At 38.2% G+C, this 15,453-nt stretch carries 13 protein-coding genes and 1 tRNA gene; 5 read left to right on the top strand and 9 right to left on the bottom strand.

Going from position 1 to position 15,453, the window contains the following annotated elements:
- Nucleotides 1–93 precede the first annotated feature (93 nt).
- Complete coding sequence (locus tag GQR87_RS16575; protein WP_233267298.1) at nt 94–1,971, top strand: bifunctional diguanylate cyclase/phosphodiesterase; 1,878 nt, start codon at nt 94–96, stop codon at nt 1,969–1,971.
- Nucleotides 1,971–2,546, top strand: coding sequence for a thymidine kinase (locus GQR87_RS16580; protein WP_158971240.1), 576 nt, complete (start codon nt 1,971–1,973; stop codon nt 2,544–2,546). Before GQR87_RS16575 ends, GQR87_RS16580 begins: the two co-directional genes overlap by 1 nt.
- A gap of 61 nt (nt 2,547–2,607) precedes the next feature.
- Here GQR87_RS16580 and GQR87_RS16585 read toward each other — a convergent pair whose 3' ends face one another.
- The 9 genes from GQR87_RS16585 to orn form a co-directional block, all read right to left on the bottom strand.
- Complete coding sequence (locus GQR87_RS16585) at nt 2,608–3,186, bottom strand: hypothetical protein (RefSeq protein WP_158971242.1); 579 nt, start codon at nt 3,184–3,186, stop codon at nt 2,608–2,610.
- A gap of 415 nt (nt 3,187–3,601) precedes the next feature.
- Complete coding sequence (gene ilvN / locus GQR87_RS16590) at nt 3,602–4,099, bottom strand: acetolactate synthase small subunit (RefSeq protein ID WP_158971245.1); 498 nt, start codon at nt 4,097–4,099, stop codon at nt 3,602–3,604.
- Nucleotides 4,099–5,817: an acetolactate synthase 3 large subunit gene (locus GQR87_RS16595; RefSeq protein WP_158971247.1), complete on the bottom strand. Its 1,719-nt coding sequence runs from the start codon at nt 5,815–5,817 to the stop codon at nt 4,099–4,101. Before GQR87_RS16595 ends, ilvN begins: the two co-directional genes overlap by 1 nt.
- Nucleotides 5,818–6,039: 222 nt before the next feature.
- Nucleotides 6,040–6,414 carry a DUF413 domain-containing protein gene (gene maoP / locus GQR87_RS16600; RefSeq protein ID WP_158971249.1) on the bottom strand — a complete coding sequence of 125 codons (375 nt, stop codon included), beginning with the start codon at nt 6,412–6,414 and terminating at the stop codon, nt 6,040–6,042.
- Between the two features lie 126 nt (nt 6,415–6,540).
- Nucleotides 6,541–7,056, bottom strand: a complete 516-nt coding sequence (locus GQR87_RS16605) for a DUF4442 domain-containing protein (protein ID WP_158971251.1) — start codon at nt 7,054–7,056, stop codon at nt 6,541–6,543.
- 66 nt (nt 7,057–7,122) lie between these two features.
- Nucleotides 7,123–8,718 carry a tetratricopeptide repeat-containing sulfotransferase family protein gene (locus GQR87_RS16610; protein ID WP_233267299.1) on the bottom strand — a complete coding sequence of 532 codons (1,596 nt, stop codon included), beginning with the start codon at nt 8,716–8,718 and terminating at the stop codon, nt 7,123–7,125.
- 18 nt (nt 8,719–8,736) lie between these two features.
- Nucleotides 8,737–11,223: a TonB-dependent receptor gene (locus tag GQR87_RS16615; RefSeq protein ID WP_158971253.1), complete on the bottom strand. Its 2,487-nt coding sequence runs from the start codon at nt 11,221–11,223 to the stop codon at nt 8,737–8,739.
- 346 nt (nt 11,224–11,569) lie between these two features.
- Nucleotides 11,570–11,644 (bottom strand) — tRNA-Gly (locus tag GQR87_RS16620).
- A 219-nt stretch (nt 11,645–11,863) separates the two neighbouring features.
- A complete protein-coding gene (gene orn, locus GQR87_RS16625) occupies nt 11,864–12,409 on the bottom strand; it encodes an oligoribonuclease (protein ID WP_158971255.1) in 546 nt (181 codons plus the stop codon).
- A 107-nt stretch (nt 12,410–12,516) separates the two neighbouring features.
- Between orn and rsgA the strand changes: the two genes are divergently transcribed.
- The 3 genes from rsgA (at nt 12,517) to GQR87_RS16640 (ending at nt 15,449) form a co-directional block, all read left to right on the top strand.
- The gene (gene rsgA, locus GQR87_RS16630; RefSeq protein WP_158971257.1) at nt 12,517–13,551 is read left to right on the top strand and encodes a small ribosomal subunit biogenesis GTPase RsgA; all 1,035 of its coding nucleotides are present in this window, start codon (nt 12,517–12,519) and stop codon (nt 13,549–13,551) included.
- A gap of 167 nt (nt 13,552–13,718) precedes the next feature.
- On the top strand, nt 13,719–14,579 hold the full coding sequence (gene asd, locus GQR87_RS16635; RefSeq protein WP_158971259.1) for an archaetidylserine decarboxylase: 861 nt from the start codon (nt 13,719–13,721) through the stop codon (nt 14,577–14,579).
- Between the two features lie 3 nt (nt 14,580–14,582).
- Nucleotides 14,583–15,449, top strand: coding sequence for a DMT family transporter (locus GQR87_RS16640; protein ID WP_158971261.1), 867 nt, complete (start codon nt 14,583–14,585; stop codon nt 15,447–15,449).
- Nucleotides 15,450–15,453: the final 4 nt, after the last annotated feature.

Raw genomic sequence — 15,453 nt, forward strand, 5'->3', positions numbered from 1 at the left:
GGAATAATGTTTAGTTTCATAGCCAGTACAATCTCAGTATTTTTATATGCTCAAGGGTCCATAGATAAAGAAAAATTTATCTGGTGGTTAATTATGAGTTGTCTATTATTATTCAGAATCGTCGATTTAGCAGAATGGAAATGGCGTAGCCAGTTTATAGTATCCGAAGGAACTAGCGCGATAAATAGATTTGCATTTGGTGTATTATTAACCGCCGCACTTTGGTCTATGCATACCCTGATCTTTTTACCTGCTATGGATTTTGACGGGTTTTGTTTTAACTTCATTATTTTGACTGCATTTGCTGGCGGAGCAGTCCCAGTATTATCTGCAAGTCGCTATATTTCATTTTCTTACGGTTTAATTCTCGTATTTCCTTTAGCTATTATTACACTATTTTCAGAACATCAGTATCAACAAGCTCTCGGTTATATTGCCATTCCATTAAGCATATTACTCATAACTTTGGGTATTAAAACATCAAGGTCTACGGCCAACGCAATTCAACAAAAATATGAAAATGAAAAGCTATCTCTAGAAATGAAACAAGAAAGAAATAGAGTAAAAATGGCGAATAATGAATTAAAACAGGCGTCACAAAAAATAGCTGAAATCAATATTCATCTTGAAGATGAAGTTAAAACAAGGACGGCACAAATAGTCAATTTGAATAATCTTGACCCTTTGACAAAACTGGTGAATCGTAAGGCATTTACGACAAATTTAACAAGCTTAATCGAAAAAGCAAAAAGTAATAACGCTCATTTGGCATTATTGTTTATTGATCTCAATGGCTTTAAAAAAATTAACGATACTATGGGACATAAAGTTGGGGATAGTGTGTTAATTCAAGTCGCTCAACGCATTAGTGCATTTTCTGAATCAAATCCTGTGGGGCGATGGGGTGGAGATCAGTTTTTAGTAGCCTTATCCTATAGCGATGAAGAAGCAGCCAAATCCATAGCCAAAGCAATAATTACTAGTATCGAGCAAATTATTTTTGTGGATGGTAATGAACTACATCTAACAGCTTCAATTGGTATTGCTACCTCCCCTACTCATACATCATCGGCCACTGAGCTTATCCAGTTAGCTGATTTAACTATGTGCCAACAGAAAAAAACCTCGGTAGCTGCGGCTAGATTATTTTCGGTCGATTTAAAGGAAAAAATAGAGGCATCACAACGAATTTTAGATGGGCTACAACACGCTATTCAACGGAAACAATTATACCTGTGTTATCAACCTATTGTATCTGCCAATGATAAATCACCTCGGGCTTTTGAGGCCTTACTAAGATGGGATTTTAACGGCACCTTTATTGGTCCTGATCAATTTATTCCCCTTGCAGAAAAATCAGGATTAATCAAAGAAATTGGCGCTTGGGTATTAAACCGAGCTTGTATGGATGCCAAGCATTGGCAATATTGCACGGATACGGCTGTATCAGTCAATGTATCGGTTATACAACTTATGGATGATGGCTTTATGCGCTTATTAGACAATTGTCTAAAAAGTACTGGTTTACCGCCTCATCGTCTGCACCTAGAAATAACCGAATCAACATTTGTTGAAAACCAAAACAAAGTGCTTCAGCAACTTAAGCATATACAAGAGCGACAAATTAATCTGTCAATTGATGATTTTGGTACCGGATATTCATCCCTATCACAATTACAAACACTGCCAGTTAATTACGTAAAAATTGATAAAACCTTTGTAGATAATATCGAAGGTAAAGGGGAAGCTATTATCAGAGCCACCCAATATATTGCCCAAGCACTTAATTATAAAACCATCGCAGAAGGAGTAGAAACCGACAAACAAGCAGATTTGTTATTTGCTATGGGAATTGATTACCTGCAAGGGTATAATTTTGCAAAACCTATGAAAACTGAAGATTTAATTCTCTGGCAAAAATCTGCACCAAAGAGCACTTCATCGACAAAATTTCCTAACGAGTATATTTAATGGCTCAGCTTTATTTTTATTATTCAGCGATGAATGCTGGAAAATCCACTGCATTATTACAATCCGCCTACAACTATGCTGAGCGTGGTATGCGCGCAGAAATATTTACTGCTGCTTTAGACAATCGATATGGCCAAGGCAAAGTCGCCTCACGTATTGGTCTCGAAGCGAACGCACACTTGTTCAACCCGCAAACGGATCTATTAACAACTATTAAAACAATGGCAGAAGAAAAAAACTTAGATTGTTTGTTTATTGACGAGGCACAATTTTTAACTAAACAGCAAGTACAACAGCTTGTCGATGTAGTAGATGATCTTGATATCCCTGTGCTCGCTTATGGTCTACGTACTGATTTTTTAGCAGAAACCTTTGAAGGTAGCCGTTATTTATTAGCTTGGGCTGATAAATTAATTGAGCTCAAAACTATTTGTCATTGCGGAAGAAAAGCCACTTTTGTGGTAAGAATTGATGAAAATGGCCATGCCGTAAAAGAAGGTGAACAAGTAGAAGTAGGTGGCAATGATAGGTACGAATCTATGTGCAGAAAACACTTTAAAGACTTAGTTTGGTAGACAAAACAAACAGCCCTGAGGCTGTTTGTAAATGTTATTTTTGTAAAAGATAAGCAAAGTCTTACTGAGTAATATACTCTAAAACATTTGTTGCGTTATTTTGCTCAACAAATTCACTTAAGCTAACACCACCGCAAGAAATATTATTTCCTTCAAGTGCGATATCTAATACTCTTTGTCTAGAAGAAGCAATGTTACCCACTTGGCGACTTATAGCACGCTTAAATTGACTAAGGTCATTGTTGATTGCTGACTTACAGAAACTAGCAAAGTTTTGATCGCCTACAAATTTATACTTACTAGAAGCCTGTTCAACTTCTGGTGTAGATTGACGACCATTAGAGGTTAAGTAATTAGCAACTTCAACAGAGCCTTTCATTTCTGAAAATTCAACCAACCCTTTCCCAGAGCATTTAAAGTTATTTGCTTGGGCAATAACTCTTAGCATTTGCTTATCTGTAAAACCAAATTCAGAAGCGTGTTGCTTAACACTCTGCTTCATCATTTGGGTATTATTGGTAGCAGCAGCTTCACATAAAGAAGCATATTGAGTTTCACCAACAAACTTCATGGCTGCATTTGCAGTAAGAGATATAGAAGCCGTACAAGCAACAACAACTGATATTAACAACGTTTTCATAACAACACCTCGATAGATTAAAATAATAATTTGTAGAGCTAATTTCTCAACTCGATGAAAACAGTGTAATTAAATTACAGAATTATGTTGTTTTATTTCTGTTGCAATAAATCGACCAATTGTAAATTATAATATTCAATAACCAACAAACCAGCAAACTGTTGTTTTTAAAGGATTAAAAAACAACAACTATATCATTTAGAAATATCTATATTGAATAACGATATCAAAAATAATGTAATTAAATTACAAAACGACTATATCTTTGGAAAAACATCATAAAACATGCAATTGCAGTAAGCTAGATGTCACAAAACAGTAAAATTTTACATTGCCAAACAGCAAGCTAAATTAAAATCACTGCAAATATTAGGCATAAAAAAAGCCCCGTAGGGCTTTTTTTAGTTAGGATTATTTACAAACGCAGTGCTTTTTCACCTCTGGCTAAACCACAAACCCCCGATCTTGATACTTCAATAATTTCAGTACTCTGACCAATTGCATGGGCAAATGCGTCTAGTTTATCGCTAGTACCTGTTACTTGAATAGTGTAGTTAGCCGTATCGACATCAACAATTTGCGCTCTGAAAATATCCACATTACGTTTCACTTCAGCGCGAACTGATTCAGAACGAGTCGCCACTTTTATCAGCATAAGTTCACGTTCAACGTGTACACCGTCTGATAAATCTGACACCTTAAGCACGTCAATCAATTTATTAACTTGCTTAGTGATTTGTTCAATCACTTTGTCATCAGCCTCAGTAACTATGGTTAATCTAGAAAGGCTTTTGTCATCAGTAGGTGCCACGCTCAAAGAATCAACGTTATAACCACGTTGTGAGAAAACCCCTACCAAACGCGATAATGAGCCTGGTTCATTTTCCATTAAAACAGATAAGATTCTTCTCATTAGGTACGCTCCGTCTTACTCAATCGCATATCGTCCATCGCACCATATTTAATCTGCATTGGGTATACGTGTTCGTTTTGATCTACTCGAATATCCATAAATACTAGGCGGTCTTTTTCTGCAAAGCAGCGAGCCATAGCATCATCTAACTCTTCAGGTTTATCCACTCTAATTCCAATATGGCCATAAGCCTCTGCTAATTTAACAAAGTCAGGTAAAGAATCCATATACGAATGTGAATGACGCCCTTTATAAATCATATCCTGCCATTGGCGTACCATGCCTAACGCACGGTTATTAATAGAGATAATCTTAACTGGAATGTTGTATTGCAAACATGTCGCCAATTCTTGGATATTCATTTGAATACTACCGTCACCTGTAACACAAGCAACAACTGCATCAGGATGTGCCACTTGAACACCCATAGCGGCAGGAAAACCAAAGCCCATGGTTCCTGCGCCACCAGAATTAATCCAACGTCTTGGTTTGGCAAATGGGTAATAAAGAGCAGCAAACATTTGGTGTTGACCTACATCAGAGGTAATAAACGCATCACCTTGTGTATGTTTATACAAAGATTGTACAACTTGCTGTGGCTTAATTTGCTCGTTATCAAATTTAAACTCTAAACATTTTTGCCCACGCCATTGGTTAATTTGTTCCCACCAAGCAGACAAACTTTCTTTATGTGCAGCAACATCAAAACCATCTAATTTTTCAAAAAACTGCTCTAAAACGGTTTCGATAGATCCCACTACAGGTATGTGTGCGGCAACAGTTTTAGAAATAGAAGTAGGATCAATATCAACATGTACTATGGTTGCATTAGGACAAAACTTGGCCACATTATTTGTCACACGATCATCAAAACGAGCACCTAAAGCAATAATACAATCAGCATTATGCATCGTTTTATTCGCTTCAAATGTGCCATGCATACCTAACATACCAACAAATTGTTCATGAGTACCCGATACTGCACCTAATCCCATAAGGGTTGAAGTAACAGGGCATCCTAATAATTCAGCAAATTCAGTCACTTTGGCGCTAGATTCACTCATAATCACACCACCACCGATATAAAGAACAGGCTGTTTAGCTGCTTTAATTGTATCAATGGCTTTCTTAATTTGTTTATTGTGACCTTTCAGCGTTGGGTTATACGAACGCATTTCTACTGTTTCCGGAAAAACATAAGGATGTTCTTCTAACGGGTTAACGATATCTTTAGGTAAATCAATAACTACTGGGCCTGGACGACCTGTATTCGCAATATGATAAGCCTTAGCGATAGCGCCAGGAATATCCACTGCACGTTTAACTAAAAAGCTGTGTTTCACGATAGGACGTGAACAACCGATCATATCTGTTTCTTGGAAAGCGTCTTCGCCAATATGCATAGTTGGGACTTGTCCAGATAAAACTACCATAGGAATTGAATCCATATATGCGGTAGCAATACCCGTAATAGTATTTGTTGCACCAGGACCAGAAGTCACTAACACTGTCCCTGTTTTACCTGTTGAGCGAGCATAACCATCTGCCATATGAGCTGCGGCTTGTTCATGTCTTACAAGTATGTGTTCAACATCATCCTGGACATATAGCGCATCGTAAATATCCAGTACTGAACCACCAGGGTATCCAAATACATGTTTTACGCCTGCATCTTTTAGCGCCCTTACAACCATTGCGGCGCCTGACATCATTTCCATTAGATATTCTCCAGAAAATTGCTGAGTTTAGTTTAATGACGGCACTATACTTGACGGATTAGGAAGAATAAACAGTTAAGTGGCAATAAGTGAGATTTTTATCCTTGTAACGGGAAATAATAGGATGAACATCCTAACAATTACAGTATCAACTAGTATAATTAGGATGTTTTGCATCGTCTGCACAAACAGAGATTTTTAAATGAAATACCTAGTCGTTATTTATTCATCATCAATTTCAATTTGAATTTCGTCTTCCTGTCCTATACTTGCTTCTTCATCGTCGTTAGATATACGATGACTACCATATATTCCAGCAAGTTTAGGACGATTAATCCGCTTTTGATATTTCACCCAAGCTTTCTCTGCAAAACTTTGCGGGGCTTTTTTAGCAAATGCTGCGGCCAACAATTCTTGGTCTTCGTCTGTCTCGGGAGCAATATGACCATCAACTAAGGCAGCAATAAGACAACCATATTCAGCCAATGCTTTACTTTCGTTAATCGAAAAATCCCCTGAACGAGAAAAACCATAAGGATAATTTTTTGGATCTGCAAACAAGCGGCCAACTAACGAGTCTCTTTTAATTTTTGCCATAACAATTCTCATAAAATAAAATTTACAACATAAGGTAGCTTGACTCTGCACAGGGCTGAGTTCTACCTTGCTTTATAATTTATAACTGAGAACTGTCAATATTATTTGTATGAATTTTTTATTATGTTATCTGTTTTGGGGGACCCAAGCCCAGATCATTTCACAGATCACAGGTTCGATACCCATTGCGTCAGTCACTTTAACTGCCACCTTTATTTCGCCCTTTTCCAGAGTTTGCATCAAGTCAATTTGTTCATCAGTTAAAGTAGCAACCGCTGTCATATCTCCCGTTGCTCTTTTGATATATTGCAGGTCCATGCGTTTGATCAAGGGTAGCTTATCTCCCGGTAAATTAATCCCAACAATAAAACCTGTGCATGATTCTGCCAACAAAGCTGTTGCAGCAGCATGTACGCTGCCAATGTGGTTTTGCGCTTTACGATAGTTTTTTTGCCTATAGGTGACTGTTTTGCCATCTGTATGCAACATCTCGATGCCAGTAGTACCAGCCAATTTAACCTTAAATCGAAACACTTTGGTAATTAACCAAGAGCTGAACCAAACTGGCCTGCGATTGGCAAAATCGACAAAAGTACGAAAAGGATTGGATTTATACTTATTTTGCTGACTTGATTGAGACATAGACACTCCTGGTTAGACCAGTTAATTGTGCATGTTAATGATTAGCCTTGCAACTCAAGATAAGAGCTATTCAACTGGAATATTGGCATCTCGTAAAATATTCTCTAAATCTTGTGTATGCCGACTGAATTTTTTCCAACTACCTATAGAATGAGTGTTAATAGGCTGACGTACTTGAACTTTACTAGCCGTGGCTACTGGCGCTTGGTTCTGCTCTACATGTAAACACTTTTCTTGCCAAGGCAGTTGGCAAAATGCTAGTAGTTGTTGGATATGTGTTTGTGGCTGCATAACTAAGTCTTCGTATTTGAGCAGCATAAAATTATCTGGTTTTAACTTAGCCCAGCGATGCGCTAGTTGATAAAATTCTGCATAAAAATGACCGATTGTTGATAAATCATAAGTGTACTGATAATAAGGACTGGTATTCGAAAATAGCTGCCTAAAATTGCCTATACAGGTATCCATTGGGTTGCGTAATAAACAAATGATTTTGGCTTTAGGCAAGGCTTTTCTAATTAAGTCTATGTAAAAAAAGTTAAAAGGTAATTTATCGATAAAATATTTGCTGCTACCTGATACCTCAGCTGTACTTTGTATATAACGACGTCCAATCTCTGCATAGTCAACATTTTGTGCGGCTTCTAAGGTTTCAAGATCTAATACAGTTTGGCTAGCAGTAGCCGTCACCTGTTTCACCGCCAAAGCAAAATCTTGTAATTCACCACAAGATGTCACATCGGTATGATTACTCAGAATTCGCTCAACTAAGGTAGTGCCAGAGCGAGGCATGCCCAAGACAAAAATGGGCCGTTCTGAGTCATAACCTTGATTATTTGAGCGAGTTAAATCTTGCGTTTTTTGCAGGTGTTCAAAAAGCTCTTTATCATGACTAAATTGATAATGGCTAATAGCCAATTTTGCTTGTTTAGCTTGGTGTAATGCCTCGAAAGACTTGTCATACTCACCTAAAGCCTCATATTCTTTGGCTAAAGCATGGCCGATATGCAATAAATTATTAGGGTGTATTGACTGATTAAAAAGCGACTCTAACCTTTTAATATGATTGTTATCTTTATCTATGCCTCCTAAATCAGCTAAAGCAAAGTGCGCTTGAAAATATTCAGCTTTGAGACGAATGGCGGCTTCAAAAGCCTCACGAGCCTGTGCAAAATGCCCTACAAATTTACTCGATACAGCAAAGTTGTAATAAAACTCAGGGCGTTTAGTGTTAAGAGTTAATGCTTTGGCAAAATACAACAAAGCTTTTTGATGCAAACCGATATGGCTTAAGGCCACACCCAAGGTATCTAAAGTCAGCGGATTTTCGATGTTTTTCACTGGTGCCAACTCAGCATATTTACATACTTCAGCAATCTTACCTTGCAAGGCATAACATTTACAAAGGTGGGCCATATATTCAGCAGTAGTATCAATTTCTAAAGCTTTATGTATCAGTTTAATAGCTTTTGTTATTTGCCCAACTGCAACATTGATCATAGCTAATAAAAAGTAACTATCAGCGTGTTGCGGGTTTTGCTTGATGATCTCTACACAATAGCTGTGACCTTTAACAAAATCCCTGTTATTGACCGCCTGCTGAGCCAGTCTATGTAGTTGTGCAATTTGATTCATATTCTGCAAATTAAAAAGGGCACTCAATGTGCCCCTAGTGTAGATTTATAATTCAAAATCATAACTAAATTTAACACCCACTTTACGAGGGGTTGCTAAGTAATGCCCGTAACTTCGCGATATCTCAAAGCCATTTGTATTCACATCAGGAGCAGTAGCTAAACCTATATTACCCTTGTTAGTCCTTGCCGATGTGTAGGCATATTTGTCGAATAAATTACTCACATAAAAAGTGGCTGTCCAGCTATTTTCGGCAATAGAAGCACTGATGTTACTCAAGCTATATCCACCTAATGATTCACCACTTTCACGATTACCAATTTGGGTAATCACATCACTTTGCGAAGTTAAACCGTACACTATATCAAGTGATTTTCCATCCCACACTTCTGTGCTGTATTTTATACCAAAAGATAGTTGATGTTCTGCTGAACCAGGTAAACGGTCGCCACTTAAAGCATCAATATCGCCATCATTATCAGCTGCACCGTCGCCATCACCATTACCAAACAAACCTAATACGTCTTTAGTTAATTCAGCTTGTGTAAAAGCATAGGTTGCATAAGCCGTTAACGCATCAGTCATGATTGCCCGAGTTGATATTTCAATTCCTTTGGCATTTGCTGTTCCAGCATTTCTGGTAATAGGTTGTAAACCGTTTTGGGTTGAACCCGCCACTTGGGCATCTTTCCAATCGACGTTAAATAAAGCCCCATTAAAATGAAATTTATTTCTCAACCAAGCACTTTTAAAACCTAGCTCGTAGTTAACGGTTGTATCAGCGGCATAGGTTTGTTCAAAGGGTAAAGCACAGACTTGTTGAGCATCATTAGCTGCATTGGGATCACATGCTCCGACACTATTGGCTCCACCTATTCTAAAGCCTTCACTTATGGTGGCATAGGCTAATACATCATCTGAAAACTGATAACTAGCATTTAATTTTAATAAGCTACCCTCATCTTCATCAGCCACATCGACCAGATCAAACAGGATCTCATCACCACTACGAAAATCATCCGCGCCATCTTCTATATCAATAGAGGTATACAATAATGGAAAATCAACAGCTGATTGCACCGCCACATCATACTGATAAAAGCGGACACCTAATGTCACATCAAATTTAGCAGAAAATTGGTAACTCAATTCACCAAATAACGCTTTTTCAGTAGATTGAATATAAGTCACTGAATAATACTCAAGGGAATCAGGTCTTAAGTTTCCACCAGTTTGCCAATCATTCAAGGCAAATTCATCAAATCCGGGGGTAAATTCTTCACTAATTTCTGATGAATCCACTTTGTAATAATAAGCACCTGCAATCCAAGACAGGGCAGAATCATTTGTTGATACTAAGCGTACTTCTTGGGTGAATATATCCGCTTGTTCTGTATCGCGAGAATAAGATGAAAAAGCAGGGAATTCTTCATATCCAAAACCTAAGCCTATCAGTAAGTCGGATTGATCTCTGCTACCGTCTCCTTCATGTTCAGATTTTCCGGTGGCAGACACCAAATCTGCAAAGCCAAGATCGGCTTTTATTTCAAGACTTAATAGAGAATCTTCTACCTCTCTAGGTTCTTCATAACGATAAGCTGATTCATATTCCCCAACTAGCTCAGACAATGGGTTATTAACAGCTAACGCATCATTATGCACGATCGAACGAGCACCAAACTCTTGTTTCTGGTAAAAATAAGACAAGGTGGCATCAAGGTTTTCATTGGGCATCCAGCGTAATGCCATTTTAGTTGTAAGTGTGTCTTCGCTATTTAAATCTTTTTTCTGATAAATATTCTGTTCTACTTCTGCCGGATTCGACCAATCAGGATCAGCTAAAGATACGCCACTTTCTTTCACCAAATAGTTGTAGTCTATAAAACCTGGATTATGCAGTTTGTTTAGTGACACTCTTATACCAAGTTCATCATTAATTAGAGGGGTATTAAAAACAAAGCCCCCTTCTCCGCCTAAAGAATCACTCTGTGATAAAGAAAACAGATCACCCGAGATTTGACCTTCAGTTAAATCTAACTCAACTTGTTTAGATATATAACGAATTGCTCCGCCTAATGTGCCTGCACCATATAAAGTGCCCTGGGGGCCAATCAAAACCTCAACACGTTCAATGTCATTCAGTCGCATATTCACAAGCAGTGGGATTTCGCCGACATAAGTGGCAACCGTTCCACCTTCAGGTCCTGGTCCTAAATTATTGGTATTCAGACCACGGACAACAATAGGAGAGGTATTTCGACCGCCTTGGTCGATAACAGTTAACCCCGGAACCCATCTAGCCACATCTTCTAGATCAGCAATATTTTGTTCCGCTAAAGTATCAGGTGTTAAAGCTGTGATATTTAATGGTGCGTCTTGCACTGTTCCAGAGCGACGAGTAGCAGTTATTTCAATTGTCTCAATTTGGTTGTCTGAAGAGTTTTGCGCTAACGCCACACTCGGTGTCGAAAAGACAGAAGAGATAGCCAGCCCTATGGCTGAGTATTGAAAGAATCTTTGAGGTTTGTTCATTTATTTCCCAGTACGACTTAAATCAAGGTTAGAGGATGCTGAAAGCACATATCATGCCTATACAAAAATACCTTTTTGTTATTATACCCATTCCATTAAAGAACTATGCTCTCAGAACGATCCAGCGTTTTTGAGCAAGGCGACGGTGGCTGGAATGGCTGTTCCCTTTCAAATACCGTTAACCTAGTGCAATATCCATAAATAAACTAAAGCACATCAACATATTGAATTTTATAACAAGTTCAGGAGCAAACCAATGGTCTTATAGGTACAAAGGTATAAGTATTCTTACGTTATAAGAATGAAATTCGAGAGAGTTTAAAAAGAGATGAGATGATAAAAATATTGGAGCGGGAAACGAGATTCGAACTCGCGACCCCAACCTTGGCAAGGTTGTGCTCTACCACTGAGCTATTCCCGCATATCAATATTTTTTGACTCACATTTAATGTGGTCGTTGCCCTGTTCCTAGGCTATTTAAAAATACATCATGTATTTCTTACTACCCGTGTTAAACAAAGGATGTCCAAAACGGAGGCGCATTTTACAAAACTTATGCTGCTATGCAAGTAAAAATTAAGTTTTTTTACTATTTTTTTAAAAAAAACTGCCGTTTGATTAAACAACCAACAGTTTTAGGTTAAATTACAAACACATGCTTACGGTAGTAAACCATTTCGGCAATTGACTCGCGAATATCATCTAAAGCTAAATGAACACCTTTCTTTTGAAATCCATCTAACAATTCAGGTTTCCAGCGACGAACTAATTCTTTAATAGTACTCACATCTATATTTCGATAATGGAAATATTCTTCAAGCTGAGCCATGTATTTCACCAAAAATCGACGATCTTGACCTATGGTATTACCACATAAAGGCGAAACACCTTTTGCTACATACTGTTGTAAAAAAGCAATAGTTTGTTCCACAGCATCTTGTTCTGACACAGTACTCGCTTTGCAGCGAGCAGTGAGACCCGTTTTGCCATGTACATCGATACACCATTCGCTCATATTATCTAACACTTGGTCACTTTGATGAATTGCTAACACTGGGCCTTCAGCCACAATATTCAAATCTTTGTCTGTTACTATAGTGGCAATTTCTAATACTAGATCAACTTCAGGATCAAGCCCTGTCATCTCCATATCAATCCAAACCAAATTTTCATTATTTACCGACATCGTGACTCCTAAGACCAAGTTGAAAAAGAATTGCTAATACTATTTGGTATAAAACTCCGCAAACGTTAACATGATACTAGAAACTGAAAAAGGCTCGATAGATAAACGTGGCAAAAAAACCAAAATTAACTAATCGTCAGAAACGTCAAGTTTCGGTGAATCGTACAAAACGTCTTTCTAACAGCGAGACTCCCACTGAAATAGAAGACAATCAATTCGAAGAACAACAAACTGGGCGCGTGATCGGCCGTTTTGGTAAGCATGCAGATGTAGAAGATCAATTTTCAGAAGTGCACCGTTGCCATATGCGCCGCACCATCACCAGTGTTGTTTGTGGTGACCAAGTATTATTCCGCCCAGGAAAAGATAAATCACTGAGTATCAGTGGCATAATTGAAGCTGTTAAAGATCGAAAGTCAGTACTCACTCGGCCTGATTTTTATGATGGGGTAAAACCCATAGCCGCCAATATAGACCAGATTATTATTGTCAGCTCGGTCTTACCCAGTTTATCTTTAAATATCATTGACCGATATTTAGTTGCCTCTGAAGATGTCGAGATTAAACCAGTATTATTATTGAACAAAGTTGAACTACTCAGTCCAACGGAAAGAGCTGAAGTAGAAACTCAGCTTAATATTTATCGTGATATTGGCTACCAAATTGTCTATACCAGCTGTAAAACCTTAACGGGTGTTGACCAATTAGCAGCATGTTTAAAAGACAAAGTGAGTGTTTTTGTTGGTCAATCTGGGGTGGGGAAATCCAGTTTAATTAATGCTCTATTACCTGATGCTGATGAAGTCATTGGCGATATTTCTGATAATTCAGGCTTAGGCCAACACACGACTACCACTGCCAAATTATTGCATTTTCCTGCCGGCGGCGATTTAATCGATTCTCCGGGAGTACGTGAATTTGCTTTATGGCATTTACCTACAGATCGACTAATTTTAGGTTTTAAAGAATTCAGAGAGTTTTTAGGCGGCTGTAAATTTAGAGACTGCAAACACGGCAACGACCCCGGCTGTGTAATCAGAGAAGCCGTAGAGCAAGGTAAAGTCAGCCAACAAAGATATGACAGTTATCATAAAATTTTGGCGAACATGGATGAATTACGACCGGCTCACATCAAACAATAGAAGGTTTCGTCACCTTATTACAGGTTAAATAAGGCAATCTTAAATTTGAATTTTTTCACCTGAAAATGCTACTAGCATATAGCCTATTGGACTTAGCTTAAATCACACAAGCAATTTTATTGAGGTACAATTCTGCTCGATAAACATAGTTAATTAGGACTTTTATTTTGTTGGATTCTCTTAAAATTGCATTGCAATACATTATGCCTAAACACCTTATTTCTAGACTGGTAGGCTTATTAGCCGCAGCTGAAGCAGGTGTAGTCACCAGCACATTAATCAAACTTTTTATTAGGCAATATAAAGTAGATATGTCTGAGGCACTAGAACCTAATCCAGAAGCCTATACTTCATTTAATCAGTTTTTTACCCGAGAGTTGCACCCAGAAGCCAGAACAATTATTGCTGATGAAGACAAACTGGCTTTACCCGTTGATGGCACAGTCAGTCAATTAGGGGAGATTGAATATGACGCAATATTCCAAGCCAAAGGCCATGATTATAGCTTAACATCTTTATTAGGTGGTAAACCTGAAATAGCCCAACCTTTTTTAAATGGTAAATTTGCCACCATTTATTTAGCCCCTAAAGATTATCACCGTATTCATATGCCTATTGATGGGCAACTCACCGATATGATTTATGTACCTGGCGAGTTATTTTCTGTTAGTCCATTAACAGCTGAACGTGTACCTGGCTTATTCGCCAGAAATGAAAGAGTTGTAGCAATATTCGAAACCAAAGTCGGAAAATTTGCCATGGTATTAGTGGGCGCAACAATTGTTGCTAGCATTGAAACCACATGGGCAGGTACAGTTTCTCCTCCAGCAGGAAAAAATGTACAACACTGGACTTATCCTACAGAGGGCGACAATTCAGTGTTTATCAACAAAGGCGAAGAAATGGGCCGCTTTAAACTAGGCTCAACCATAGTTGCATGTTTTGAACCCAATGCTATTGAATTAGCCGATCTCAGCGCAGGAGACGTCACTCGCCTTGGCGACGTTTTTGCTTCGATACTGAAATAAACAGTGGATCCCGTTAAAAAGAGCTTAGTGTCACTGCACTTTACGGTAGTGATGTTAGGAGCCACTGGGCTTTTCTCTAAAATAATACCTCTGTCTGCCACTGACATTACTTTTGGCCGCTCTATTATTGCTTGTATTATGTTAATAGCAATTGTCAAATTTACTGGTCGTAGATTATCTTTATATTGTGCTAAAGATTACATGGTCGCCCTAGTTCTAGGTCTATTAATGACAGTTCATTGGGTGTCATATTTTGCAGCTATGCAATATTCGTCTGTGTCTGTGGGTATGATTGCACTGTTTTCTTTTCCCGTCATCACAGTATTGTTAGAACCCTTGTTTGAAAGGATCCGCTTAGTTTGGCAAGACGTCGTGAGTGCCTTGGTGGTTTTATCCGGTATTGGCTTAATGATCCCTGAAGTGTCTATCGATAACGATATAACTTTAGGTATAGGTTTAGGCATATTTTCTGCATTTTTATATGCCTTACGTAACCTGATCCATCGCAAGCACTTTTCTCACTATTCTGGCGCTCATGCTATGGCTTATCAAACATTAGTGATTTTTGTTTGTTTGTTCTTTTTTTCATCTAAAGAACTTTATACTGCCGATCAACACACTTATATTTGGCTGTTTGTTTTAGGCACAGTATTAACAGCTGTACCTCATGCGTTAATTGCCGCAAGTTTACGTCACCTCAGGGCAAAAACCTTTTCTCTGGTCGCCTGTATGCAACCTTTATGGGGCACAATAATGGCTATAGTGATCTTAAAGGAACAACCCAATTGGCAAACTTTTGTGGGTGGATTAATGGTGATTTCTGCTGCAATATACGAAACTTATAACGCTCAAAAACTTCACAGTAAATAACTTA

Source organism: Paraglaciecola sp. L3A3, from assembly GCF_009796765.1.
Lineage (GTDB): Bacteria > Pseudomonadota > Gammaproteobacteria > Enterobacterales > Alteromonadaceae > Paraglaciecola.